This is a genomic window from Mycobacterium triplex (assembly GCF_000689255.1).
GTDB classification, from domain to species: Bacteria; Actinomycetota; Actinomycetes; order Mycobacteriales; family Mycobacteriaceae; genus Mycobacterium; species Mycobacterium triplex.
Genome location: NZ_HG964446.1, coordinates 4705809 through 4730476, shown reverse-complemented (window position 1 = coordinate 4730476; position 24668 = coordinate 4705809). Strand labels below are relative to the sequence as shown.

The window sequence follows — 24668 nt, the reverse complement described above, 5'->3', positions numbered from 1 at the left end:
CAACACCGAACCCCCGGCTGGCCGGGTGCTCGTGCGGACAGGCGAGTGCCCGGCCGGCTAGTCGCGGACCGCGGCCAGCACGCCGTCGCCCAGGGGCACCAGCGCGGGCGTCAGCCGCTCGTCCTCGGCGATCAAGCGGGCCGCCTCGCGGACCGCGACCACGTCGGGGTCGCGCGCCGCGGGATCGCCGGCCCGCCCGCCCAGCGCCGCACCGTGCACGACGATGATTCCGCCGGATCGCAGCAGCCGCACGCCCTCGACGACGTAGTCGGGCTGGTCGATCGGGTCGGCGTCGACGAACACCAGGTCATAGGACTCGTCGGCGAGCCGGGTGAGGACCTCCTGGGCGCGGCCGCTGATCAGCCTGGTCCGCGACGGGCCGATTCCGGCTTCGGAGAAGGCCTGCTTGGCCAGCCGCAAATACTCCGGCTCGATGTCGATCGTGGTCAGCACACCGTCGTCGCTCATGCCGGACAGCAACCAAAGTCCGCTGACGCCCGCGCCGGTTCCCACCTCCGCGACCGCCTTGCCGCCGCTGAGCTTGGTCAGCAGACTCAACAGCGCGCCGACCGCCGGCGTCACCGCCCCGGCGCCGATGTCGACGGAGCGTTCGCGGGCGCCGGCCAGGATCGCGTCCTCGGATATGGACGCCTCCGCATGCGTGGTGAGTGCTTCGGCCCGACTGGGGACCGCCTGGCCGGGGGTTTCGTCGCTGCCGTCCATGCCCGCAGCGTATTGCATGCCGGCGCACCACCCGGCAGGCGCGCGGCGAGTCGGACCGTTTCCGACACGCCCGAATCGACCCGCGCGGCCTACGTCACTGCGTTCCGGATATGCCCTGCTTACGCCAGGTAACGAAAAGGTTTCTCAGCCAAACCTCAGATTGCTCCTATATCGCGCATACGCCGATACGCGACGGTGTCGGTATGGAACGTGGAGGACGTTGGGCGGGGAATACAGATTGGCAACTTCGTGTTGCCGCCGATGACGAACTGCCGTCACTTGGCAGGGCAAATGATTCGGAGGATTCGATCAACACTACTCTCTTGAGCCCGAGCACCATGTCGCACGCCCAGGAACTCCCCGACGACGAATGGGTCGAACCGGCTGAGGGGTTGCAGGGCACGGCGGTGTTCGACGCGACCGGGGACAAGACCGCGATGCCGTCGTGGGACGAGCTGGTCCGTCAGCACGCCGACCGGGTGTACCGGCTGGCCTACCGGCTGTCGGGCAACCAACAGGACGCCGAGGACTTGACCCAGGAAACCTTCATCCGGGTTTTCCGGTCGGTGCAGAACTATCAGCCCGGAACCTTCGAGGGCTGGCTGCACCGCATCACCACGAATCTGTTCCTCGACATGGTGCGCCGGCGCGCCCGCATCCGGATGGAAGCGCTGCCGGAGGACTACGACCGGGTCCCGGCCGACGAACCCAACCCCGAGCAGATCTACCACGACGCGCGCCTGGGACCCGACCTGCAGGCCGCGCTGGATTCGCTACCGCCGGAGTTTCGTGCCGCGGTGGTGCTGTGCGACATCGAAGGTTTGTCCTACGAGGAGATCGGCGCCACCCTGGGCGTCAAGCTAGGCACCGTCCGCAGCCGGATCCACCGCGGACGTCAGGCTTTGCGCGACTATCTGGCCGCGCACAGCGAGCCGGAAACCCGCGCCAAATCGGCTTAGGCCGGTTTCGGACGCGGCCCGCGGGCCGATAATCATGCGATTTCGCAAGTTCCATAGCGGTGCCGGGCACCTTGTCGCGCTACATTCGAGGGGTACGTGGCAGCGAAAGGAGCTGGTGATGGCCGACCGGGGACATGTGTTCCGCCGCGCGTTCTCCTGGCTCCCCGCACAGTTCGCCTCCCAAAGCGATGCGCCGGTCGGCGCGCCGCGCCAATTCGGGTCGACCGAGCATCTGTCCGTCGAAGCGATTGCCGCGTTCGTCGACGGCGAGCTGCGGATGAACGCCCACCTGCGGGCGGCCCATCACCTGTCGCTGTGCCCGCAGTGTGCGTCCGAAGTCGACGACCAAAGCCGGGCGCGCGCCGCGCTGCGCGACTCCCACCCGATCCGCATCCCCAGCACTCTGCTCGGGATGTTGTCGCAGATTCCGCATTACCCGCCCGACGACACGCCCTCGCGGGCGACCGACCGTTTCGCTGATCGCGATGCGCGCGACCAGCGTAAGCGCCGGTAACGCTCGGGTTACCCCAGCTCGGTCAGCAACCGTGGATACTAGGGTGGACACGGACAAATCTGTGCCTGGTGCTCGCCCTGGACAGGGGCCCTGTGCGAGGCCGTTTCGAGCACTCAAGTAGAGGATTCATGACCTCCGACCAAGGCTCCCATCAAGGGCAAGACGGCGGCGACAACGGAGCCAACCGCCTGGCGCCGCGCCCCATTTCCCGGCCACCGGTCGACCCCGCTGCGCGTCAGGCCTTCGGTCGCCCCGCCGGCCTGCGGGGATCGTTCGTCGCGGAGTGGGTGCGGCCGTCGAAGTACCGGGACCAAGGCGAGTTCAGTCCGCAGGATCAACGCCGCGACCCGGTGCTGGAAGAGGCCTTCAGCAAGCCCGTTGGCGGCACCGAGACCTTGCAGCGCCATCCGATCGACGCCGGCGCGCTGGCGGCCGAGCAGAACGGTTTCGACGAGGACGAAGCCCACGATCCGTGGCGCGACCCGGCCGCGGCGGCCGCACTGGGCACCCCAGCCGTCGCCCCCGCCGCGGCACACACGCCGTCGGGGTACGCCGGCAAGCTGGGCGTGCGCGACGTCCTGTTCGGCAAGAAGGTGTCCTACCTGGCCCTGGCCGTCCTGTTCGTCATCGCGCTGGCCATCGGCGCCGTCGGCGGGCTGATCGGCAACAAGACCGCCGAGGTCGTCGAGGCGTTCACCACCTCCAAGGTCACGTTGTCGACCAACAACAACACCGAAGAACCGGCGGGCCGCTTCGCCAAAGTGGCTGCGGCGACCGCCAATTCGGTGGTGACCATCGAGTCGAAGAGCGAACAGGAAGGCATGCAGGGTTCCGGCGTCGTGATCGACGGGCGCGGCTACATCGTCACCAACAACCACGTGATCTCCGAGGCCGCCAACAACCCCAGCCAGTTCAAGACGACCGTGGTGTTCAACGACGGCAAGGAAGTGCCCGCCAACCTCGTCGGTCGCGACCCCAAGACCGACCTGGCCGTGCTCAAGGTCGACAACGTCGACAACCTGAGCGTGGCGCGGCTCGGCGACTCCGACAAGGTGCGCGTCGGTGACGAGGTGCTCGCCGCGGGTGCACCGCTCGGGCTGCGCAGCACCGTGACGCACGGCATCATCAGCGCGCTGCACCGCCCGGTCCCCCTGTCCGGGGAGGGCTCCGACACCGACACCGTGATCGACGCCCTGCAGACCGACGCGTCGATCAACCACGGCAACTCCGGCGGTCCGCTGATCGACATGGACTCCCAGGTGATCGGCATCGACACCGCAGGAAAGTCGTTGTCCGACAGCGCAAGCGGGCTCGGCTTCGCGATCCCGGTCAACGAGGTCAAGTCGGTGGCGCAGACGCTGATCAAGGACGGGAAAATCGTGCACCCGACGCTCGGCGTCAGCACCCGCTCGGTCAGCAACTCGATCGCCGCCGGCGCCCAGGTCGCCAACGTCAAGGCGGGCAGCCCCGCGCAGAAGGGCGGCATCCTGGAGAACGACGTCATCGTCAAGGTCGGTAACCGCAAGGTCGCCGATGCCGACGAGTTCGTGGTCGCCGTGCGCCAGCTGACGATCGGCCAGGACGCCCCGGTCGAGGTGGTCCGCGATGGCCGCAACGTCACCTTGACCGTCAAACCCGACGCCGACGGCGGCTGATGTTCGCCAACGTCGGCTGGGGGGAGATGCTCGTCCTCGTCGTGGTCGGGCTGGTGATCCTCGGCCCGGAACGGCTGCCGGGCGCGATTCGCTGGACCTCGACCGCGATGCGCCAGGCCCGCGACTACCTCAGCGGCGTCACCAGCCAGCTGCGCGAGGACATCGGCCCCGAGTTCGACGACCTGCGCGGCCCGCTGAGCGAGCTGCAGAAACTGCGGGGCATGACGCCGCGCGCGGCGCTGACCAAACACCTGCTGGACGGCGACGATTCGCTGTTCACCGGCAATTTCGAGCGGCCCGTCAACGGGACCCCGCAGCCGTCGGCGCCGAATGGGAGCCCGACGTTCGGGGTCGGCCAGCCCGGCCCGGCGCCGTTCGACACCGACGCCACCTGAACTTCCGGCGCCTTTCGAGCCCCGCGAGCGTAAGCACACTGCTAATTTGGCGACCCAAAATCGCAGCCCGTTTACGCTCGCGGTGAGTGAGCGGCGCTTTAATGCGGGGTCGGGTCCAGGCCCAGCGACACGCCCGCCAGGCCGCGCTTTCGCGACGACAGCTTGTCGGCGACGCCGCGCAATTGCTTGCCCACCGGCGAATCGGGTGCGCTGAGCACGATCGGCACACCGGAATCACCGGCGGCGACCACCGCCGGGTCCAGCGGGATCTGACCCAGCAATGGCACGTCGGCCCCCACCGCGCGGGACAGCCGCTCGGCGACCTGCTCGCCGCCGCCCTCGCCGAACACCTGCATGGTCGAGCCGTCCGGCAGGACCAGCCCGGACATGTTCTCGACGACGCCGACGATGCGCTGCCGGGTCTGCAGCGCGATGCTGCCGGCGCGTTCGGCGACCTCGGCGGCAGCCAGCTGCGGCGTGGTCACCACCAGGATTTCGGCGTTGGGGATCAGCTGAGCCACCGAGATGGCGATGTCGCCGGTGCCGGGCGGCAGGTCGAGCAGCAGCACGTCCAGATCGCCCCAGTAGACGTCGGCCAAGAACTGCTGCAACGCGCGGTGCAGCATCGGCCCGCGCCACACCACCGGGGTGTTGCCCTCGGTGAACTGCGCGATCGAGATGACCTTCACCTCGTGGGCGATCGGCGGCAGGATCATCGATTCGACCTGGGTGGGCCGGTCGGTGGTGCCCATCATCCGCGGGATGGAATGGCCGTGGATGTCCGCGTCGAGCACGCCGACCGACAGTCCGCGGGTGGCCATCGCGGTGGCCAGGTTGACCGTGACGCTGGACTTCCCGACGCCGCCCTTCCCGGACGCGACCGCGTAGACCCGGGTCAGCGAGCTGGGCTGGGCGAACGGGATGACGGGCTCGCTGGAGTCGCCGCGCAACTGCTTGCGCAGCTCGGTGCGCTGCTCGTCGTTCATCACGTCCAGGCTGACTTTCACGGCCCCGGTGCCGGGGACGTCGGCGACGGCCTGGCTGACGCGCTCGCTGATCTCGGTCTTTTTGGGGCATGCCGCGGTGGTCAGGTAGATCTCGACGTGCACGCCGCCGTCGGGCGCAATGTCGATGCTCTTGACCATCCCGAGTTCGGTGATGGGTCGCCGCAATTCGGGGTCGATCACCTTGCCCAGCGCGGTGCGAACGGCGGCGTTCAGATCGGGGGAGTCATGACCGGACATCACCGCCGAGTGTAGGCGGCTCGGCGATCGAGCTGGTGGCAGGCGTCAGCCGGCCGCAGCGGGCGCGGGCTGCGGCGGCGCGAGCGGCGCCGGTGGCGGCGGTGCCTGAGGCGCCCAGGGTGGGGCGTTCGGGGCCGGCGGCGCAAACGGCTGCGGACCCAGCTGCGGCGCACCCGGCGGCGGGGTTTGCGAGCTGATGCAGATCACCGTGCACCCAGGCATATGCCCTATCGTCGGCGCCTGGTTCGGCGGCGGCGTCATCCAGGGGAACATCGGCGAGGACGGGTTGAGCTGCTGAGGCTGACCGGTCAGGTCGATCAACGGCATCCGCGCCATCGGGTCGTCCTGCGGCAGGCCGATCATGTTGATCGGCAGGCCCGGCCCGAGCCCCTCGGGGTGCTCGTCGTGGGCGTTGCCGAGCGGGGGCGGCGGCCCGGTGATCGGCGGCAGATCGACCGGGACCACGCCGGTGGCATAGGCCGCGGCCCAGCCCAGCACGTTCTGGGCGTAGGCCGTCGAGTTGTTGTACCGCAGGATCGCGGCCATCACCTGTGCCGGGTCGCGCAGGTTGAGCCCGCCGCTGCACAGGTAGCGGGCGGCGGTCAGCGTGGAGTCGAACAGGTTCTGTGGGTCGGCGAGGCCGTCGCCGTCACCGTCGGACGCATACTTCGCCCAGGTGCCGGGCAAGAACTGCATGGGCCCCATCGCGCGGGCGTAGGTGACGCGGTTGCCGACACTGCTGGAGATGACGACTTCGTTGCCGGGCAACGTGCCGTCCAGGGACGGGCCGTAGATGGGGGTGACCGCGGTGCCGCGGGCGTCGACGGCACCGCCGCCGGCATGCCCGGACTCGATGCGCCCGATGCCGGCCAGCAGGTTCCAGCTAACGCCGCAGGCCGGGTCGGACATGCCCATCTTTTGTTCAGCGTTGCGGTACGCGGTCAGCGCCATCATCGGAATGCCCAGCGCGCCAGGCGCATTCACCACCTTTGGTGGCGGCGGGGCCGAGGAGGCACCCGCGGCTACGTGAAAGGCGGTCGGCGCCCGGTCGATGGCGATGACCACGGGTCCGGACAGGTCGGGGACGGAGGGAGACACGGCTGCGACCGGGGTGATGACCGCGTGCACCGACGGGATGGGGCTCTTTGCGTGTCCGTGTAGTGGCTCAGGCGTGGCGCCGACGACACCCGCGAACACCAGCGGACTGATCACCGCGACGCTGAAGGCCTGTGCCCGAGTTACCGGAAGCTTCAGCTTCCGCGCCGCCGCGACGGCCGGCCGGGCACCCAAGCGACCGCCTATGCGCACTCCACCGTCCTAAGTATGTGGGCCGCCGGAGACCCTGTGAGCTGCCGGAAACCTGTTCTTAGCCTCGTGAACTAGATCACCATACATAACTCTTGTGACGGGAGTGGCGCAATGGCGGATTCGGTATTCACGGGGATCTCTTAGTGGTCGGGGCCAGGTGATCACCGCCGGGCCGGCGGTTCCTCCAGCGGGATCTGGGCGTCGGGTCCGGTCAGCAGGGCCCGCAGTTCGTCCAGCTCGTCGCGCAGGTATTCGCGGGTGACCACCTCGCCGATCGCCAGCCGCAGGGCGGCCAGCTCGCGGGACAGATACTCGGTGTCGGCTTTGGTCTGCGCGGCCCGACGACGATCCTCGTCGAGGGCGACCCGGTCCCGGTTCTCTTGACGGTTCTGGGCCAGCAAGATCAGCGGCGCGGCGTAGGCGGCCTGCGTGGAGAAGGCCAGGTTCAGCAGGATGAACGGGTAGGGGTCGAAGCGCAGGCTCGCCGCGGCCAGGTTGATCGCGATCCAGACCACCACCACGACGGTCTGGATCAGCAGGTAGCGGCCGGTACCGAAGAAGCGCGCGATGGCCTCGGTGCTCTGGCCGACCGCCTCGGGGTCCACGCGCAGTGACAGCCCGCGCGATGTCCGCGGGGTGTACAGCCGCCGCACCGGCGCCGATTTGCTCACGAGGCCCCCTCAGTTGCTTCGGTGCCTCGGACCGCGGCGGTCAGCTCTTGGGCTTGCGCGCGCCAGTCGTGCGGCAGTAGGTGATCGAGCAGGTCGTCGACGGTGACCGCCCCGAGCAGGTGGCGCTGGTCGTCGACGACGGGTCCGCACACCAGGTTGTAGGCGGCGAAGTAGCGCGTCACCGAGGCCAGTCGGGTTTCCGGTGTCAGGGTGAGCAGATCACTGTCGACGATGCCGCCGACCAACTCACTCGGCGGTTCGCGAAGGAGCTTCTGCAGCGGGACGCAGCCCAGGTACTTCCCGGTGGGCGTGGCTGTCGGTGGGCGCGTGACGAACACCATGGACGACAGCGCGGGGGTGAGGTCGGGATCGCGGACCAGGGCCAGCGCCTCGGCCACCGTGGTGTCGGCGGTCAGCACCACCGGGTCGGACGTCATCAACCCGCCCGCGGTGTCCGGCGAGTGCTTCAAAAGCCGTCGCACCGGGGCGGATTCGTCGGGATCCATCCGGGCCAGCAGCAGCTCGGCATCCGTCGGGTTCAGCTCGCCCAGCAGGTCGGCGGCGTCGTCGGGATCCATCTCCTCGAGCACGTCGGCCGCGCGTTCGGTGCCCAGGTGCGACAGCGCGTCGGCCTGCTCCGACTCGGGCAACTCCTGCAGGATGTCGGCCAACCGCTCGTCGGACAGGGCCTTGAACACCTCGGCGCGTCGCTTGGCCGGCAGCCCGCGGATGGCGTCGGCCACGTCGACCGCGCGGCGCCCCTCGAATTGGTTGAGCAGTTGCGCCACCGCCTGGCCCGGCATCGCCAGCGCCGACGGCGTCAATCCGTGCACGCTTTGCCAGTCGACCACGTGCGCCGGGCCGCGCCGTCCCAGTCGACGCTGGCTGCGCACGGCGATCCTGGTCACCAGCCAGTCGCGGGTCCGGGATTGCTCGATTCCCAGGTCGGTGATCACCACTTCGCGCCCGACCAGCTCCGGCAGTTCAGGGTCGTTGACCGTGACGGGAGTGTCGAGGATCTGGCCGATCGCCAGCACCTCGCCCGGACGCTGTTCGAAGTGGCGCAGCGACACGCTTCCGGTGTTCAGCGTCACGGCGCTGGGCTCGATCGCGGCTACCCGCAGAATCGGGATGAAGATGCTGCGGCGGGTCGCCAAATCGACGACCAGCCCCAGCACCCGCGGTTGCTGGCGGACGATGCTGATGCTGATCACGACATCGCGGATGCGGCCGAAGTTTTCCCCCATCGGCCCCAACACCAACATCCGCGCCAGCCGCGCCACGTACACCCTGTTGACCGATGCCATGGGAGAGAGCCTAAGCAGCCGGTCGCGCGATGGCAGCCAACCGGCTCTGGCGCGCCCCCCTAATGGAAATGCACCGCAAAAATCATCACGATCAAAGCCACGAGCAGGGTCGCGACGCCGATCACAATGCCGGCGATGGCCATGCCATACCCCTCTTGGCGTGTCCGCTTGATCTGGTCGAGTGCGATGGTGCCCAGCACGATGGCCGCGATCCCGCCGATGCAGCAGAACAAGCCGGTGAACGACGAGATCAGCGCCGCGATCGCCATCGGGTTCGTGCCGGTCCGGACCGCCTCGGGCGACCAGTGATCGCCCGGATAATCCGGGTAATAGCCGCCGGGATATGGCGGGGGACCGTAGCCCGGTGGCGGGCCACCGAATTGCGCTGGCCCCGGTGGGTAGGACGGGGCACCGGGCGGCTGGTAACCGAATGGCGGGGTGAACCGCGGGTAGTCGAGTGGGTAGCCGGGCGGCGGGTAGGGCGGGGGCGGATATTCCGGATATTGCGTGGGGGGCGGCGCTCCCGGGGACTCCCAGGGGGCCGCCCATCCCGGCTGCTCGGGGTTGTCCTTGCTCCCCGCGCGTGCGGCGTCTTCGCCGCTGGCGCCGCCGGGAGCTGTCATGCTGTTCAACCTAGCCTGCAGGCTGCCTCGATAGGGTGGTAGGGCCGAGGTGAAACGACTGCCACGGCGTAGCAGAATGGGCCTGATGACTAGTCCTTTCCAGCCTGGCCAAGTCCCCGGCGCGACGCCCAGCGGCGCGACCGCGGGCCGGCGCGGTGTGCCGCAGTTGCCGACGCCGCCCAAAGGCTGGCCGGTGGGCTCCTATCCCACCTACGCCGAGGCGCAGCGCGCGGTCGACTACTTGTCGGAGCAGCAGTTCCCGGTGCAGCAGGTCACCATCGTCGGCGTCGACCTGATGCAGGTGGAACGGGTGACCGGCCGGTTGACGTGGCCGAAGGTGCTCGGTGGCGGGGTGCTCAGCGGGGCCTGGCTCGGGCTGTTCATCGGGTTGGTGCTCGGCTTCTTCAGCCCGAACCCGTGGGGTGCGCTGGCCACCGGTTTGGTCGCCGGAGTGTTCTTCGGTTTGATCACCTCCGCTGTTCCATACTCGATGGCCCGCGGCACCAGGGATTTCAGCTCGACCATGCAATTGGTCGCCGGGCGTTACGACGTACTCTGCGATCCGCAGAATGCCGAGAGAGCTCGGGATTTGCTTGCGCGCCTGGCGATCTGACGGCCGCTTGCTGGTGAGTCGCCGCGGCCGGGTGCGCCGAGTAGGCGCAATCGTGCTGGCGATGCTGGCCACCGCGCTGTCCGGCTGCGGGTCCGGCCACGGCGGGCTGGTGGTCACCTTCTACACCCCGGCCGCTGACGGCGCGACGTTCGCCGAAGTCGCTCGCCGCTGCACCCAGGAGTCCGGCGGCCGCTACAGCGTGCAGCACGTCAGCCTGCCAAGAGCCCCCGGCGCGCAACGGTTGCAGTACGCCCGCCGGCTCGCGGGCCATGACCGCACGCTGGACGTGATGTCGCTGGACGTCATCTGGACCGCGGAGTTCGCCGAAGCGGGCTGGGCGCTGCCGCTGTCCGACGACCCGGCCGGTCAAGCCGAGGCCGACGCGGGCGTCGACACGCTGCCGGGCCCGCTGGCCACCGCCGGCTGGAAGCACAAGCTGTACGCCGCACCTCTCACGACGAACACTCAATTGCTTTGGTACCGGCCAGATTTGGTGCGTCAACCGCCGCCCGACTGGGACGGCATGGTCGCCGAGGCGACCCGCTTGCACGCCGCCGGTAAGCCCAGCTGGATCGCGGTACAGGCCCGCCAGGATGAGGGGCTGGTGGTGTGGTTCAACACGCTGCTGGTCAGCGCCGGTGGCCAGGTGCTCTCCGAGGACGGCAAGCACGTCACCCTGACCGACACTCCCGCGCACCGGGCCGCCACCGTCAGCGCGCTGCGCATCCTCAAGGCGGTGGCCACCGCGCCCGGAGCCGACCCGTCGATCGACCGCACCGACGCCAGCACGGCGCGGCTGGCCGTCGAACAGGGCAACGCCGCGCTGGAAGTCAACTGGCCCTACGTCCTGGCGTCAATGCTGGAGAACGCGGTCAAGGGTGGCGTGAACTTCCTTCCGCTGAACCAGAATCCGGCATTGGCCGGCAGCATCAACCGGTTCGGCAGCTTCGTGCCCAGCGACGAGCAATTCCGCATCGCGTATCGGGCCGCCCAGTCGGTGTTCGACTTCGCGCCCTATCCCGGTGTGGCGCCGGGCCGCCCGGCCAAGGTGACGATCGGCGGGCTGAATCTCGCGGTGGCCAGCACCACCCGGCACAAGGCCGAAGCGTTCGACGCGATCAGGTGCCTGCGCAACGTGGAGAACCAGAAGTACATCTCGATCGCCGGCGGCCTGCCGGCGGTGCGGACGTCGGTCTACTCCGACCCGCAATTCCAGACCAAGTATCCGATGCACACGATCATTCGCCAGCAGCTGACCGACGCCGCGGTGCGCCCGGCGACGCCGGCCTACCAATCGGTGTCGATTCGGCTGGCGGCGGCGCTGAGCCCGATCACCGAGATCGACCCGGAACGCACCGCCGACGAGCTCGCCGTGCAAGTGACAAAGGCCATCGAGGGCAAGGGGCTGTTGCCGTGACTCGCCCGCCCGAGCAGCGACTGGCCTTCGTTTTGGTGGCGCCCGCCGCGACCCTGATGCTGGCGGTGACGGCCTATCCGATCTGTTACGCGATCTGGCTGAGCCTGCAGCACAACAACCTGGCCACTCCGAACGACACCCGATTCATCGGTTTGGGCAACTACCAGACGATCCTGACCGACCGGTATTGGTGGACCGCGCTGGCGGTGACGCTCGCGATCACGGTGGTTTCGGTGTCGCTCGAGTTCGTGCTCGGCCTGGCGCTCGCGCTGGTGATGCATCACACCCTGATCGGCCGGGGCATGGTTCGTACCGCGGTGCTGGTGCCGTACGGCATCGTGACCGTGGTCGCCGCGTACAGCTGGTACTACGCCTGGACGCCGGGCACCGGCTATCTGGCCAACCTGCTGCCGCACGGCTCGGGATTTCCTCAAGCGCCGCTGACCGAACAGATTCCGTCGCTGGGCGTCGTCGTCCTCGCAGAGGTCTGGAAGACGACGCCGTTCATGTCGCTGCTGTTGCTGGCCGGGTTGGCGCTGGTGCCAGAGGATCTGCTCAAAGCCGCGCAGGTCGACGGCGCCGGTGCCTGGCGGCGACTGACCAGGGTCATGCTGCCGATCATCAAGCCGGCGGTCGTGGTCGCGCTGCTGTTCCGCACCCTGGACGCGTTTCGCATCTTCGACAACATCTACGTGCTGACCGAGGGCAGCAACAACACCGGCTCGGTGTCGATGCTGGGCTACGACAACCTGTTTGAAGGCTTCGACGTCGGCCTCGGCTCGGCGATCAGCGTGCTGATCTTCGTCTGCGTGGGCATCATCGCGCTGGTCTTCATCGCGGTGTTCGGCGCGGCGGCCCCGGGCGGTGACGTCGATGGGCGCTGAATCCGGCGCACGGCGCACCGCGATGTGGGTCGCCATCGATGCGGTGGTCGTGGTGTACGCGCTGCTACCGGTGCTGTGGATTCTCAGCCTGTCGCTGAAGCCGACGTCAACGGTGCGGGACGGCAAGCTGATTCCGTCGTCGGTGACCCTGGAAAACTATCGCGGCATCTTCCGCGGCGACGTTTTCACGTCGGCGCTGGTCAACTCCATCGGAATCGCGTTGATCGCCACCGCGATCGCGGTGGTCCTCGGCGCGATGGCGGCCTATGCGATCGCCCGGCTGAATTTTCCCGGCAAGCGGTTGCTGATCGGCTCCACGCTGCTGATCACCATGTTCCCGGCGATCTCGTTGGTCACCCCCCTGTTCGAAATCGAGCGCGCCGTAGGGCTTTTCGATACCTGGCCCGGGCTGATCCTGCCCTACATCACCTTCGCGTTGCCGCTTGCCATCTACACCTTGTCGGCCTTCTTCCGGGAGATCCCCTGGGATCTGGAGAAGGCGGCCAAGATGGACGGTGCCACGCCGGGGCAAGCCTTCCGCAAGGTCATCGTCCCGCTGGCGGCGCCCGGACTGGTGACCGCGGCGATCCTGGTGTTCATCTTCGCCTGGAACGACCTGCTGCTGGCGCTGTCGCTGACCGCCACCAAGGCCGCGATCACCGCGCCGGTGGCGATCGCGAATTTTCCGGGCAGTTCGCAATTCGAGGAGCCGACCGGATCGATCGCGGCCGGGGCCATCGTGATCACGGTGCCGATCATCGTCTTTGTTCTAATCTTCCAACGACGGATTGTCGCCGGGTTGACCTCAGGTGCCGTGAAGGGATAGCGCGATGGCCGAGATTGTGCTGGAGCACGTCAACAAGAGTTACCCCAACGGGCATACGGCCGTGCGCGACCTGAACCTCACCATCGCCGACGGCGAATTCCTGATCCTGGTCGGCCCGTCCGGCTGCGGCAAGACCACCACGCTGAATATGATTGCCGGCCTTGAGGATATCTCGTCGGGTGAGCTTCGCATCGGCGGTGAACGAGTCAACGAGAAGCCGCCGAAGGACCGCGATATCGCGATGGTGTTCCAGTCCTATGCGCTGTACCCGCATATGACGGTCCGGCAGAACATCGCCTTCCCGCTGACGCTGGCCAAGATGAAGAAGGCCGACATCGCGCAGAAAGTCGAGGAGACGGCCAAAATCCTTGACCTGAGCGAACTTCTGGACCGCAAGCCCTCCCAGTTGTCCGGTGGGCAACGGCAGCGGGTCGCGATGGGCCGGGCCATCGTGCGCCATCCCAAGGCGTTCCTGATGGACGAGCCGCTGTCCAACCTGGACGCCAAGCTGCGCGTGCAGATGCGCGGCGAGATCGCCCGGCTGCAGCGCCGGCTGGGCACCACCACCGTTTACGTCACCCACGACCAGACCGAGGCGATGACGCTGGGGGATCGTGTGGTGGTGATGCACGGCGGTGTCGCCCAGCAGATCGGCACGCCGGCGGAGCTCTACGAGCGGCCCGCCAATCTGTTCGTCGCGGGATTCATCGGCTCGCCCCCGATGAACTTCTTTCCCGCCACCCTCACCTCGTCCGGGCTGACGCTGCCCTTCGGGGAGGTGATGTTGGCTCCGGAAGTCCAGGACGTGATCGCGCAGCACCCGAAACCCGACAACGTCATCGTCGGGGTGCGGCCCGAACACCTGGCCGACGCCGCATTGATCGACGGCTACCAGCGCATCACCGCGTCGACCTTCGAGGTGAAGGTCGACCTGGTCGAATCGCTGGGGGCCGACAAGTACGTATATTTCACCACCGCGGGCGCCGCCGTGCACGCCGCGCAACTCGACGAGCTGGCAGCCGAGTCGGAGATCGCCGAAAACCAGTTCGTAGCAAGGGTTCCCGCCGAGTCGAAGGCCGCCATCGGCCAGTCCGTCGAAGTGGCCTTCGACACCGCGAAACTCGTCGTGTTCGACGCCGATTCCGGGGCGAACCTGACCGTGCCCGCCGGGCAGTGACGCAAATCCTGGACCAGGTACGGACGCACCTGCGCGGCCACTTCGCGACGGCAGGGCAGTGGGGCGAGCCCGATTCGGCGAGCGTGACGTTCCTGGGCACCGAGCCCATGGAGGTACTGCGCTTCCGCGCGAAAGACGGTTTGGTGCAATACGTGTCGCTGGGGTGCTCACGCCACCCGATGGGCGATCCGACCGAGATCGTCGTCGACCCGCAGCGTGGCCCGCGCGCCGAAATCGCGCTCTGTCTGCGAGATCCCGGGCCCGCCACCGGAATTGCCCGCAGCCTGGCGATACTGGCGGCGTCACCGGCCGTCGACGGGGTGGTGCTCGTCCCGGACGCGCTGATCGATCTCGGCTCGCCGCTGTGGGCGTGGGCCTCCACAGGACAGCGGCGGGTGCCCTTCACGGCCGTGCTGTTGGGCCGCAGCGACATTGCCGATCTGCCGCTGGAACCGCCATGCGACCCGGTGACCTTTCTGTCGGCGACGCCGATCACCGCGACCGAGGCGGCGTGGGTGCGACTCAAGGGCGCCGAGGCCATGCGGCAGGCCTGGCACAGCGACGGCGTCGATGTGCTGGACCCGAACCGTCGTGCCGCACAACCGAACTGAGATCGAGCAGTTAGCGAGCTACAGCCAGTTGTTCCTGCGGAATTGGAAGTACAGGATGAGGCAGGCCAGTGTCATCAATGCCATCACACCCGGGTAGCCCCACGTCCAGTCCAGCTCGGGCATGAAGTGGAAGTTCATGCCGTAGATGGCGGCGACCATCGTCGGGACCGCCAAAATACCGGCCCAGGCCGCCATCTTGCGCATGTCGTTGTTCTGCTGCATTCCGACGCGCGCCAGCGCCGCCTGCACCAGCGAGTTGAGCATGTCGTCGTAGCTGGCGATCTGGTCGGCGGCCTCGGAGTGGTGATCGCCGACGTCGCGCATGTAGCGCCGCACTTCCTTGGAGATCACGTCCTTGTTCTCCACCTGGATGCGGTGGAACGCGTTGGACAGCGGGTTGACGCAGCGGCGTAGCTCCACGACCTCGCGCTTGAGCATGTAGATCGGTTCGATGTCGAGCTTGCGGCCCGGGGCGAAGGCCACTTCCTCGATGGCGTCGATGTCGCCCTCCATCAGCCGGGTCACTTCGAGGTAGTGGTCCACGACGTGGTCGGCGATCGCGTGCATCACCGCGAAGGGGCCCAGCGTCAGCTGTTCGCCCTCGGCTTCCATCTGCTTGCGCACGTCGGCCAGCCCGCTGTGCTCGCCGTGGCGCACCGTGACCACGAAGTCCTTGCCGACGAAGACCATCACCTCACCGCTCTGCACGATTTCGCGCGCCAGCGCGACCGATTCGTGCGGGACGTACTGGACCGTCTTGAGCACCAGCACCAGCGTGTCGTCGTAGCGCTCCAGCTTGGGTCGCTGGTGTGCGCACACCGCGTCTTCGACGGCCAGCGCGTGCAGCCCGAAAACGTCGGCGACTTCTTTCATTTGGACCTCGTCGGGCTCGTGCAGGCCGACCCAGACGAACGCCTCATGCCCCAGCATCTCGATCTGGTGCACCTTGCTGCACGCGGCCGTGTAGCTGAACTTGCCGGGCAGTCGGTGGCCGGCGACGTACACCGCGCAGTCGATCAGCGCCTCGTGGGGCTCGGGGTGTTCGATTTCGGGACGCGGCTCGTGCGCGATCGTGCGCAGCGCCTCCGGCAGCGCGTCGAAACCCTCGAACACCTCAACCTCCAATCCCGGCGCAGGTCTGGCAGAGCGGTGCTCAATGCTACGCGTGCTGGTAAAACGCCGGATGAAAAGGCGCGCGATGGCCACGCGCGCACGACGCTTGCGCGACGCGCGACGGCGATTTCGCGGTGGCGTCGGACCGGAGGTTTCGGGCAAGCAACGGTGCGCTAGTTTCGACCCGAAGCAAAACGCCTCTCCATAAGGAGCCAATCGACGTGAGCGCAACTCCTCTGAAGGTCGCCGTCACCGGTGCCGCCGGTCAGATCGGCTACAGCCTGTTGTTCCGCCTGGCCAGCGGCTCCCTGCTGGGGCCGGACCGCCCGATCGAACTGCGGCTGCTCGAGATCGAGCCCGCGCTCAAGGCGCTCGAGGGCGTCGTGATGGAGCTCGACGACTGCGCGTTTCCGCTGCTGTCCGGCGTCGAGATCGGTGCGGACGCCAACAAGATCTTCGACGGCGTGAACCTTGCCCTGCTGGTCGGCGCGCGGCCGCGCGGCCCGGGCATGGAGCGCAGCGACCTGCTGGAGGCCAACGGCGCGATCTTCACCGCGCAGGGCAAGGCGCTGAACTCCGTTGCCGCCGACGACATCCGCATCGGCGTGACCGGTAACCCGGCCAACACCAACGCGCTGATCGCGCTGAGCAACGCCCCCGACATCCCCAAGGAGCGGTTCTCGGCGCTGACCCGCCTGGACCACAACCGGGCCATCTCGCAGCTGGCCCGCAAGACCGGTGCCGCGGTCACCGACATCAAGAAGATGACCATTTGGGGCAACCACTCGGCCACCCAGTACCCCGACATCTTCCACGCCGAGGTCGGCGGCAAGAACGCCGCCGAGGTCGTGGGCGACCAAGCCTGGATCGAGAACGACTTCATCCCGACCGTCGCCAAGCGCGGTGCGGCGATCATCGACGCGCGCGGCGCCTCGTCGGCCGCCTCGGCGGCCTCGGCCACCGTCGACGCCGCCCGCTCCTGGCTGCTGGGCAGCCCGGACGGTGACTGGGTGTCGATGGCGGTCTACTCCGACGGCTCCTACGGCGTGCCGGAGGGCATCGTGTCGTCGTTCCCGGTGACCACCTCCGGCGGCAACTGGTCCATCGTGCAGGGGCTGGAGATCGACGAGTTCTCCCGTGGCCGGATCGACAAGACCACCGCCGAGTTGGTCGACGAGCGCGCCGCGGTCACCGAGCTGAAGCTGATCTGACTGGGGTGTGACCCAGTCGATTAGGGCTACTAATGAGTAGTCAGTACCCTGAGCGCGTGTCCGAAATCGTGCCGCCACAGATCGTCATCGGGGACGACGAGATCTTCGAGGCCCATGTAGGTGGGAAGCTTTCGGTCGAGATGAAGGCCCCGCTGGACACGCAGCGCGCCTTGTCGATCGCCTACACGCCGGGCGTCGCACAGGTCAGTCGGGCGATCGCCGCCGACCACACCCTGGCCGACCGCTACACGTGGGCGCACCGGCTGGTGGCCGTCGTCAGCGACGGCAGCGCCGTACTCGGTCTCGGCGACATCGGACCGGCGGCGGCGCTGCCGGTGATGGAGGGCAAGTGCGCGCTGTTCAAGCAGTTCGCCGACCTCGACGCGATCCCGATCGTGCTGGACACCAAGGATCCCGACGAGATCGTCGAAACCCTGGTGCGGCTGCGGCCCACCTTCGGTGCGGTGAACCTCGAGGACATCTCCGCGCCCCGCTGCTTCGAGATCGAACGACGCGCCATCGAGGCGCTGGACTGCCCGGTGATGCACGACGACCAGCACGGCACCGCGATCGTCGTGCTGGCCGCGCTGATGGGCGCCGCCAAGCTGCTCGGCCGCGACATGGGCTCGCTGCGGGTGGTGGTCTCCGGCGCCGGGGCGGCAGGCGTCGCATGCTCGAAACTCCTTCTCGCAATGGGGGTTTCGGACATCACGGTGCTCGACTCGCGGGGCATCCTGCACACCGGGCGCGACGACATGAACATCGTCAAGACCGACCTGGCGCGCAACAGCAACCCCCGCGGCCTGGCCGGCGGCATGGTGGAAGCGCTCAAGGAAGCCGACGTGTTTCTCGGGGTGTCGGCCGGCGTGGTGCCCGAGGAGCTGATCGCCACGATGGCGCCCGATTGCATCGTGTTCGCGCTGTCCAACCCCGACCCGGAGATCCATCCCGACCTCGCGGCCAAGTACGCCGCCGTGGTGGCCACCGGCCGCAGCGACTTCTGCAACCAGATCAACAACGTGCTGGCCTTCCCGGGGGTCTTCCGCGGCGCGCTGGATGCCGGGGCGCGGCGGATCACCGAAACGATGATGGTGGCCGCCGCCGAGGCGATCTTCTCCGTCGTCAGCGACGACCTCGCCGCCGACCGGATCGTGCCGAGCCCGCTGGACCCGGGTGTCGGCGAGGCAGTGGCGCGAGCCGTGGCGCGGGCGGCAGACTCCTCGGAGTGAGTATCGGCAAGCTCGCGGCGCTGCTGTCTGCCGCCGTGCTCGCTGGCTGGCTTGGCACCGGCTGTTCGGCCGGTCCCGGCGACCACCGTGAAACGCCTGGCCTGGTGGTCGGTTCGAAGCACGACCCCACCTCGCAGCTGCTGGCCGGCGTCTACCTCGCGGCGCTGCGGTCCTACGGTTTCACCGCACGCGCCGAGACCGTCGACGACCCGATGGCGCAGCTGGACTCGGGCGCCGTTACCGTCACGCCCGCGTTCACCGGCCAGACGTTGCAGGCCCTGCAGCCCGGCGCGGCCGCGGTGACCTCCGACGCGCAGGTCTACCGCGCGATGGTGTCGGCGCTGCCCGAGGGCGTCGCCGCGGGCGACTACACCACCGCCGCCGAGGACAAACCCGTGCTGCTGGTGACGCAACCCACCGCCAAGGCCTGGGGCGGCCAGGACCGCAGCGCCGATCTTTCCGCGCTTCCAAAGCACTGCGACGGCCTGGTCGTCGGGATCGTGGCCGGGCACCGGGCGCCGTCGGCAATCGGCGGGTGCAAGCTGCCCACGCCACGTGAATTCCCGGATGGCACAACGATGTTCGCGGCAATACGGGCCGGACAGCTGACCGCGGGGTGGACCACCACCGCCGACCCGGCCATCCCGGGGGACCTGGTGGCGCTGGCCGACGGCAAACCCGCGCTGATCCGCGCGGAGAACGTGGTGCCGCTGTATCGGCGCAATGCGCTGACGGATCGGCAGGTATTGGCGATCAACGAAGTGGCCGGCGTGCTGGACACCTCGGCGCTGGCCGACATGCGCCGCCAAGTCGCCGGCGGCGCCGATGCGGTGGCGGTCGCCGGCGGGTGGCTCGCCGAACACCCGCTCGGGCGCTGAGGGTCTACTTCTTGCGCGGAACGACCCGATGCGTGACGGGTGCGAACAGCCGCTGATAGCCCGAGCCGGTCAGCCGGACCAGGGCATCCAGAATCTTGGCGTCGGTGCCGACCAGCACCCGGGCCTTGTTCTTGCGAACGCCCTCCAAGATCACTCGCGCGGCCTTCTCCGGGGTGGTGCTGGCCATCTTCTTGTCGAACGCCTTGGCCAATTCGGCCGCGTCGAGTCCTTCGGCGGCGGTGGCGTTGCGCGCGATCCCGGTCTTGATGCCGCCCGGGTGCACGGTGGTGACCTTTACCGGATGCCCGGCCACCCACATCTCCTGGCGCAGCGCCTCGGTGAAGCCCCGCACCGCGAATTTGGCCGCGTTGTACGCGGCCTGGCTCGGCACGGAGAACAACCCGAACACGCTGGAGATGTTGACGACGTGGCCGTCCCCGGAGGCGATCAGGTGGGGCAGAAAAGCCTTGGTGCCGTTGACAACTCCCCAGAAGTCGACATCCATCACCCGCTCGATGTCCTTGAACTGGCTGACCTCGATGTCGCCGATGAAAGCGATGCCGGCGTTGTTGTAGATCTGGTTGACCTTGCCGAAGTGGTCGTTGACCTCGTCGGCGTAGGCCAGGAAGGCCTCGCGCTCGCTGACGTCGAGTCGGTCGGCCTTGACCGGCGCGCCGATGGCCTTCAGCTGTTCTTCGGTCTGCGCCAGGCCCTCGGTGTTGACGTCACTGATCGCCAGGCTGGCACCCGAGCGGCCGAGCTCGACGGCCAGCGCTTGACCGATACCCGACCCCGCGCCCGTGACCACCGCGACCTTGCCGGCGAAACCCTGCATGCGCACCCTCCGTCATGTCGACAATTGCCTCGAGATTACCGGTACCGGCGGTCTCGGGCAGCAGCCGGGTCGCCGAGCGTCAGCGCATGCGGGCCAGCATGCGGCGCCCGAAGGTCGTCACCCGGCCCAGCACGCCCGGCCCGCCGAACAGGACTTCGTGATAGCTATTGCTGGCCGCCCGCACCAGCAGGTCCGCGGATTTCGCGTCGGCGCCGACCAGCACGCGGGCCTTGTTCTTGCCCACCGCCGCCAAGATGGTCTGGGCGGCCTGCTGCGGTGTCGTCTTGGCGACCTGCTGGTCGAAATTCTCCAGCATCTCGTCGTGGTCGATGCCCATGCCCTCGGCGACGCCGGCGTTGGTACCGAATGAGGTCTTGACGCCACCCGGGTGCACCACGGTCACCCCCACCCGGTGGCCGGCCGCCGCCATCTCCTGGCGCAGCGCCTCGGTGAACCCGCGGACGGCGAACTTGGCCGAGACGTAGGCGACCTGGCCCGGCAGCGCCATCACCCCGAGCACGCTGGAGATGTTGACGACGTGGCCGTCCCCGGAGGCGATCAGGTGGGGCAGAAAAGCCTTGGTGCCGTTGACAACTCCCCAGAAGTCAACATCTATCACCCGCTCGATGTCCTTGAAGTCGCTGAGCTCGAGCGTGCCGATGTGGGTGAGCCCCGCGTTGTTGTAGATCTGGTTGACCTTGCCGAAGTGGTCGTTGACCTCGTCGGCGTACGCCTGGAAGGCCTCCCGCTCGGTGACGTCGAGTCGGTCGGTTTTGACCGGCGCGCCGATGGCCTTCAGCTGTTCTTCGGTCTGCGCCAGACCGTCGGTGTTGACGTCACTGATCGCAAGGCTGGCACCCGCGCGGCCGAGCTCGATGGCCAGCGCCTGACCGATACCCGAACCCGCGCCGGTCACGACGGCGACCTTGCCGGCGAACTTGTGCATGTACACCCTTTCCAAAGTCCGCCCCATGCGTCGAGGTTAACCGGTTCCTATAGACGCCCAACCGGTGAATAGTGAATCTCAGCCGAACGCGGTGTCGAGTATCTCCTGTTGCTCGACCGCGTGCACCTTGGACGAACCCGACGAGGGCGCCGACATCGCCCGGCGTGAGATGCGCTTGATCCCGGTCAGTTTGTCCGGCAGCAACTCGGGCAGCTCCAGGCCGAAACGGGGCCAGGCACCCTGATTCGCCGGCTCTTCCTGCACCCAGAAATACTCGCTGACGTCCGGGTAGCGGTCCAGCGTTTCGGCCAGGCGCCGCTTCGGCAGCGGCGCGAGCTGCTCGATCCGCACGATCGCGATGTCGTCGCGGTTGTCCTTGGCCTTGCGTGCCACCAGCTCGTAGTAGAGCTTGCCGCTGGTCAGCAGGATTCTGCGGACCTTGCTGCGATCGCCGATGCCTTCCTCGTAGGTCGGTTCCTCCAGCACCGAGCGGAACTTGATCTCGGTGAAGTCCCGGATGTCGCTGACGGCCGCCTTGTTGCGCAGCATCGACTTCGGGGTGAACACGATCAGCGGGCGCTGAATGCCGTCGAGGGCGTGGCGGCGCAGCAAGTGGAAGTAGTTCGATGGCGTCGACGGCATCGCGATCGTCATCGACCCCTCGGCCCACAGCTGCAGGAAGCGCTCGATCCGCCCGGAGGTGTGGTCGGGACCCTGGCCTTCGTGGCCGTGCGGCAGCAGCAGCACCACGTTGGACAACTGCCCCCACTTGGCCTCGCCGGAGCTGATGAACTCGTCGATGATCGACTGGGCACCGTTGACGAAGTCGCCGAACTGCCCTTCCCACAACACGAGCGCGTCCGGGTTGCCCACGGTGTAGCCGTACTCGAAGCCGACGGCGGCGTACTCGGACAGCGGTGAGTCGTAGACCAGGAACTTGCCCCCGGTCGGGGTGCCGTCGGGGTTGGTCGCCAGCAGTTGCAGCGGCGTGAACTCCGCGCAGTTGTGGCGGTCGATGATCACCGCATGCCGTTGCGAGAACGTGCCGCGGCGGGTGTCCTGTCCGGACAGGCGGATCAGCTTGCCCTCGGCGACCAGCGAGCCCAGCGCCAGCAGCTCCCCGAAGGCCCAGTCGATCTTGCCCTCGTAGGCCATCTCCCGGCGCTTTTCCAGGACCGGCCGCACGCGCGGGTGCACGGTGAATCCCTCCGGGACGGCCAGGAACGCGTCGCCGATGCGCGCCAGCAGCGATTTGTCCACCGCGGTCGCCAGCCCCGCGGGCACCAGCTGGTCGGCCTCCACCGATTCGCTGGGCTGGACGCCGTGCTTTTCGACCTCACGGACCTCGTTGAACACCTGCTCCAGTTGGCCCTGGTAGTCGCGCAGCGCGTCCTCGGCTTCCTTCATCGAGATGTCACCGCGGCCGATCAGGGCCTCGGTGTAGCTCTTGCGGGCGCCGCGCTTGGTGTCGACGACGTCGTACATGTAAGGGTTGGTCATCGACGGGTCGTCGCCCTCGTTGTGGCCGCGCCGGCGGTAGCACAGCATGTCGATGACCACGTCCTTGCGGAACTTCTGGCGGAAGTCCACGGCCAGCCGGGCCACCCACACGCACGCTTCCGGGTCGTCGCCGTTGACGTGGAAGATCGGCGCGCCGATCATTTTCGCCACGTCGGTGCAGTACTCGCTGGACCGGGAGAACTCCGGGGCGGTGGTGAAGCCGATCTGGTTGTTGACGATGACGTGGATGGTGCCGCCGACGCGATAGCCGGGCAGCAGCGCCAGGTTCAGCGTCTCGGCGACCACCCCCTGGCCGGCGAACGCGGCGTCGCCGTGCAACATCAGCGGCATGACCGAGAAGACCCGTTCTTCCTCGCCGTCGACGTGCCCCAGTTCCAGCAGGTCCTGCTTGGCCCGAACCAATCCCTCCAGCACCGGGTCGACGGCCTCTAGGTGCGACGGGTTGGCCGTCAGCGACACCTGGATTTCGTTGTCTCCGAACATCTGCAGATACACGCCGGTGGCGCCGAGGTGGTACTTGACGTCGCCGGACCCGTGCGCCTGCGACGGGTTGAGGTTGCCCTCGAACTCGGAAAAGATCTGCGAGTAGGGCTTGCCGACGATGTTGGCCAGCACGTTGAGCCGGCCGCGGTGCGGCATCGCGATGACCACTTCGTCCAGGCCGTGTTCGGCGCACTGGTCGATCACCGCGTCCATCAGTGGGATCTGGCTTTCGGCGCCTTCCAGTGAGAACCGTTTCTGCCCAACGTATTTGGTTTGCAGGAAGGTTTCGAAGGCCTCGGCGGCGTTGAGCTTGCTCAGAATGTATTTCTGTTCGCCCACCGTCGGTTTGACGTGCTTGGTCTCGACCCGCTCTTCCAGCCATCGCTGCTGCTCGGGCTCGAGGATGTGGGTGTACTCGACGCCGATATGGCGGCAGTACGCGTCGCGCAGCAGGCCCAGCACGTCGCGCAGCTTCTTGTACTCGCAGCCGGCGAAGCCGTTGACCTTGAACACCCGGTCGAGATCCCACAGGGTCAGGCCGTGATTGAGGATTTCCAGGTCCGGGTGACTGCGGAATCGGCTGGTGTCCAACCGCAGTGGGTCGATGTCGGCCATCAGATGCCCGCGATTGCGGTAGGCCGCAATCAATTCCATCACCCGGGCGTTCTTGTCGACGATCGAGTCCGGGTTGTCGGTGCTCCACCGCACCGGCAGGTACGGGTTGCCCAACTCGCGGAAGATCTCGTCCCAGAACGCATCCGAGAGCAACATCTCGTGGATGGTGCGCAGGAAATCACCGGACTCCGCACCCTGGATGATGCGATGGTCGTAGGTCGAGGTGAGGGTGATCAGCTTCCCGATCCCGAGTTCGGCGATGCGCTCCTCGCTGGCGCCCTGGAATTCGGCGGGGTATTCCATCGCGCCCACACCGATGATGGCGCCCTGGCCGGCCATCAGCCGCGGCACCGAGTGCACGGTGCCGATGGTGCCCGGGTTGGTCAGCGAAATCGTCACTCCGGCAAAGTCTTCGGCGGTCAGCTTGCCGTCGCGGGCGCGGCGCACGATGTCTTCGTAGGCGGAGACGAATTCCGCGAACCGCATGGTCTCGCAACCCTTGATGCCGGCTACCACCAGGGAGCGTTTTCCGTCCTTGCCCTGCAGGTCGATGGCCAGACCGAGGTTGGTGTGCGCGGGCGTGACCGCGGTGGGCTTGCCGTCGACCTCGGCGTAGTGCCGGTTCATGTTGGGGAACTTCTTGACCGCCTGCACCAGCGCGTAGCCCAGCAGGTGGGTGAAGGAGATCTTGCCGCCGCGGGTGCGCTTGAGTTGGTTGTTGATGACGATGCGGTTGTCGATCATCAGTTTCGCGGGCACGGCGCGGACGCTGGTCGCCGTCGGTACGTCCAGCGATGCGGACATGTTCTTGACGACGGCCGCGGCGGCACCGCGCAAAACCTGCACTTCGTCGCCTTCGGCCGGCGGGGCCGCGGCGGGCTTCGGGGCGGGCGCGGGTGCGGGGGCGGCG

The 24668-nt window shown here is 67.8% G+C and carries 22 protein-coding genes and 1 pseudogene; 13 read left to right on the top strand and 10 right to left on the bottom strand.

Going from position 1 to position 24668, the window contains the following annotated elements; all coding sequences use genetic code 11:
• Nucleotides 1-57: 57 nt before the first annotated feature.
• Entirely contained in the window at nt 58-723 is a 666-nt protein-coding gene (locus BN973_RS21840; protein WP_036472846.1) for an O-methyltransferase, read from the bottom strand.
• Nucleotides 724-926: 203 nt separating this feature from the next.
• Here BN973_RS21840 and sigE point away from each other — a divergent pair, with 203 nt between their 5' ends.
• From sigE to tatB, 4 genes are all read left to right on the top strand, one after another.
• A complete protein-coding gene (sigE, locus tag BN973_RS21835; RefSeq protein WP_036470832.1) occupies nt 927-1682 on the top strand; it encodes an RNA polymerase sigma factor SigE in 756 nt (251 codons plus the stop codon).
• A 118-nt stretch (nt 1683-1800) separates the two neighbouring features.
• Nucleotides 1801-2196: an anti-sigma E factor RseA gene (gene rseA, locus BN973_RS21830; protein WP_036470831.1), complete on the top strand. Its 396-nt coding sequence runs from the start codon at nt 1801-1803 to the stop codon at nt 2194-2196.
• A gap of 128 nt (nt 2197-2324) precedes the next feature.
• On the top strand, nt 2325-3851 hold the full coding sequence (htrA, locus tag BN973_RS21825) for a serine protease HtrA (RefSeq protein WP_036470830.1): 1527 nt from the start codon (nt 2325-2327) through the stop codon (nt 3849-3851).
• On the top strand, nt 3851-4246 hold the full coding sequence (gene tatB / locus BN973_RS21820; RefSeq protein ID WP_036470829.1) for a Sec-independent protein translocase protein TatB: 396 nt from the start codon (nt 3851-3853) through the stop codon (nt 4244-4246). Before htrA ends, tatB begins: the two co-directional genes overlap by 1 nt.
• A 98-nt stretch (nt 4247-4344) precedes the next feature.
• Here tatB and BN973_RS21815 read toward each other — a convergent pair whose 3' ends face one another.
• From BN973_RS21815 to BN973_RS21795, 5 genes and pseudogenes are all read right to left on the bottom strand, one after another.
• A complete protein-coding gene (locus BN973_RS21815) occupies nt 4345-5490 on the bottom strand; it encodes an Mrp/NBP35 family ATP-binding protein (protein WP_139830380.1) in 1146 nt (381 codons plus the stop codon).
• Nucleotides 5491-5535: 45 nt separating this feature from the next.
• Entirely contained in the window at nt 5536-6798 is a 1263-nt protein-coding gene (locus tag BN973_RS21810) for a lytic transglycosylase domain-containing protein (protein ID WP_036470827.1), read from the bottom strand.
• Between the two features lie 161 nt (nt 6799-6959).
• On the bottom strand, nt 6960-7469 hold the full coding sequence (locus BN973_RS21805; RefSeq protein ID WP_051641397.1) for a DUF1003 domain-containing protein: 510 nt from the start codon (nt 7467-7469) through the stop codon (nt 6960-6962).
• Nucleotides 7468-8776 (bottom strand): annotated as a pseudogene (locus BN973_RS21800) (magnesium transporter MgtE N-terminal domain-containing protein); the annotation flags it as partial. The gene BN973_RS21805 and the pseudogene BN973_RS21800, both read right to left, overlap by 2 nt.
• A 59-nt stretch (nt 8777-8835) precedes the next feature.
• Nucleotides 8836-9399 (bottom strand): DUF4190 domain-containing protein, encoded by a 564-nt coding sequence (locus BN973_RS21795; protein WP_084163487.1) that lies wholly within the window; start codon nt 9397-9399, stop codon nt 8836-8838.
• Nucleotides 9400-9484: 85 nt separating this feature from the next.
• On the opposite strand from BN973_RS21795, the gene BN973_RS21790 reads away from it, so the two are divergent.
• From BN973_RS21790 to BN973_RS21765, 6 genes are read left to right on the top strand one after another with little or no spacing between them, the layout of a single operon-like run.
• Entirely contained in the window at nt 9485-10012 is a 528-nt protein-coding gene (locus BN973_RS21790; RefSeq protein ID WP_036472845.1) for a YflT domain-containing protein, read from the top strand.
• 10 nt (nt 10013-10022) lie between these two features.
• On the top strand, nt 10023-11429 hold the full coding sequence (locus BN973_RS21785; protein WP_036472844.1) for an extracellular solute-binding protein: 1407 nt from the start codon (nt 10023-10025) through the stop codon (nt 11427-11429).
• A complete protein-coding gene (locus BN973_RS21780; protein WP_051641396.1) occupies nt 11426-12313 on the top strand; it encodes a carbohydrate ABC transporter permease in 888 nt (295 codons plus the stop codon). The genes BN973_RS21785 and BN973_RS21780 overlap by 4 nt, the downstream gene beginning before the upstream one ends.
• Nucleotides 12303-13139 (top strand): carbohydrate ABC transporter permease, encoded by an 837-nt coding sequence (locus BN973_RS21775; RefSeq protein WP_036470823.1) that lies wholly within the window; start codon nt 12303-12305, stop codon nt 13137-13139. Before BN973_RS21780 ends, BN973_RS21775 begins: the two co-directional genes overlap by 11 nt.
• Nucleotides 13140-13143: 4 nt before the next feature.
• A complete protein-coding gene (locus BN973_RS21770; protein ID WP_036470821.1) occupies nt 13144-14316 on the top strand; it encodes an ABC transporter ATP-binding protein in 1173 nt (390 codons plus the stop codon).
• Nucleotides 14313-14927, top strand: coding sequence for a suppressor of fused domain protein (locus tag BN973_RS21765; RefSeq protein ID WP_036470818.1), 615 nt, complete (start codon nt 14313-14315; stop codon nt 14925-14927). The genes BN973_RS21770 and BN973_RS21765 overlap by 4 nt, the downstream gene beginning before the upstream one ends.
• Nucleotides 14928-14945: 18 nt before the next feature.
• On the opposite strand, the gene corA is transcribed toward BN973_RS21765, so the two are convergent.
• A complete protein-coding gene (gene corA, locus BN973_RS21760) occupies nt 14946-16040 on the bottom strand; it encodes a magnesium/cobalt transporter CorA (protein WP_036472842.1) in 1095 nt (364 codons plus the stop codon).
• A gap of 221 nt (nt 16041-16261) precedes the next feature.
• Between corA and BN973_RS21755 the strand changes: the two genes are divergently transcribed.
• The 3 genes from BN973_RS21755 to BN973_RS21745 are packed head-to-tail and all read left to right on the top strand — an operon-like array spanning nt 16262 to nt 19358.
• A complete protein-coding gene (locus BN973_RS21755) occupies nt 16262-17251 on the top strand; it encodes a malate dehydrogenase (protein ID WP_036470817.1) in 990 nt (329 codons plus the stop codon).
• A gap of 32 nt (nt 17252-17283) precedes the next feature.
• Entirely contained in the window at nt 17284-18480 is a 1197-nt protein-coding gene (locus tag BN973_RS21750) for an NAD(P)-dependent malic enzyme (RefSeq protein WP_051641395.1), read from the top strand.
• A complete protein-coding gene (locus BN973_RS21745) occupies nt 18477-19358 on the top strand; it encodes a glycine betaine ABC transporter substrate-binding protein (protein ID WP_036470814.1) in 882 nt (293 codons plus the stop codon). Before BN973_RS21750 ends, BN973_RS21745 begins: the two co-directional genes overlap by 4 nt.
• 4 nt (nt 19359-19362) lie before the next feature.
• Here the strand turns inward: BN973_RS21745 and BN973_RS21740 are convergent, their stop codons facing one another.
• The 3 genes from BN973_RS21740 to BN973_RS21730 all read right to left on the bottom strand — a co-directional run.
• Nucleotides 19363-20193 (bottom strand): SDR family NAD(P)-dependent oxidoreductase, encoded by an 831-nt coding sequence (locus BN973_RS21740; protein WP_036470813.1) that lies wholly within the window; start codon nt 20191-20193, stop codon nt 19363-19365.
• 79 nt (nt 20194-20272) lie between these two features.
• Nucleotides 20273-21139: an SDR family NAD(P)-dependent oxidoreductase gene (locus BN973_RS21735; protein ID WP_036472840.1), complete on the bottom strand. Its 867-nt coding sequence runs from the start codon at nt 21137-21139 to the stop codon at nt 20273-20275.
• Nucleotides 21140-21217: 78 nt separating this feature from the next.
• On the bottom strand, nt 21218-24668 hold a 3451-nt coding region (locus BN973_RS21730; protein ID WP_084163486.1), incomplete at its 5' end, for a multifunctional oxoglutarate decarboxylase/oxoglutarate dehydrogenase thiamine pyrophosphate-binding subunit/dihydrolipoyllysine-residue succinyltransferase subunit.

Coding starts and splice junctions, on each gene's coding strand:
- BN973_RS21840 (WP_036472846.1), bottom strand. CDS start 723: ATGGACGGCAGCGACGAAACCCCCGGCCAGGCGGTCCCCAGTCGGGCC.
- sigE (WP_036470832.1), top strand. CDS start 927: ATGGAACGTGGAGGACGTTGGGCGGGGAATACAGATTGGCAACTTCGT.
- rseA (WP_036470831.1), top strand. CDS start 1,801: ATGGCCGACCGGGGACATGTGTTCCGCCGCGCGTTCTCCTGGCTCCCC.
- htrA (WP_036470830.1), top strand. CDS start 2,325: ATGACCTCCGACCAAGGCTCCCATCAAGGGCAAGACGGCGGCGACAAC.
- tatB (WP_036470829.1), top strand. CDS start 3,851: ATGTTCGCCAACGTCGGCTGGGGGGAGATGCTCGTCCTCGTCGTGGTC.
- BN973_RS21815 (WP_139830380.1), bottom strand. CDS start 5,490: ATGTCCGGTCATGACTCCCCCGATCTGAACGCCGCCGTTCGCACCGCG.
- BN973_RS21795 (WP_084163487.1), bottom strand. CDS start 9,399: ATGACAGCTCCCGGCGGCGCCAGCGGCGAAGACGCCGCACGCGCGGGG.
- BN973_RS21790 (WP_036472845.1), top strand. CDS start 9,485: ATGACTAGTCCTTTCCAGCCTGGCCAAGTCCCCGGCGCGACGCCCAGC.
- BN973_RS21775 (WP_036470823.1), top strand. CDS start 12,303: ATGGGCGCTGAATCCGGCGCACGGCGCACCGCGATGTGGGTCGCCATC.
- BN973_RS21770 (WP_036470821.1), top strand. CDS start 13,144: ATGGCCGAGATTGTGCTGGAGCACGTCAACAAGAGTTACCCCAACGGG.
- BN973_RS21750 (WP_051641395.1), top strand. CDS start 17,284: ATGAGTAGTCAGTACCCTGAGCGCGTGTCCGAAATCGTGCCGCCACAG.
- BN973_RS21740 (WP_036470813.1), bottom strand. CDS start 20,193: ATGCAGGGTTTCGCCGGCAAGGTCGCGGTGGTCACGGGCGCGGGGTCG.
- BN973_RS21735 (WP_036472840.1), bottom strand. CDS start 21,139: ATGCACAAGTTCGCCGGCAAGGTCGCCGTCGTGACCGGCGCGGGTTCG.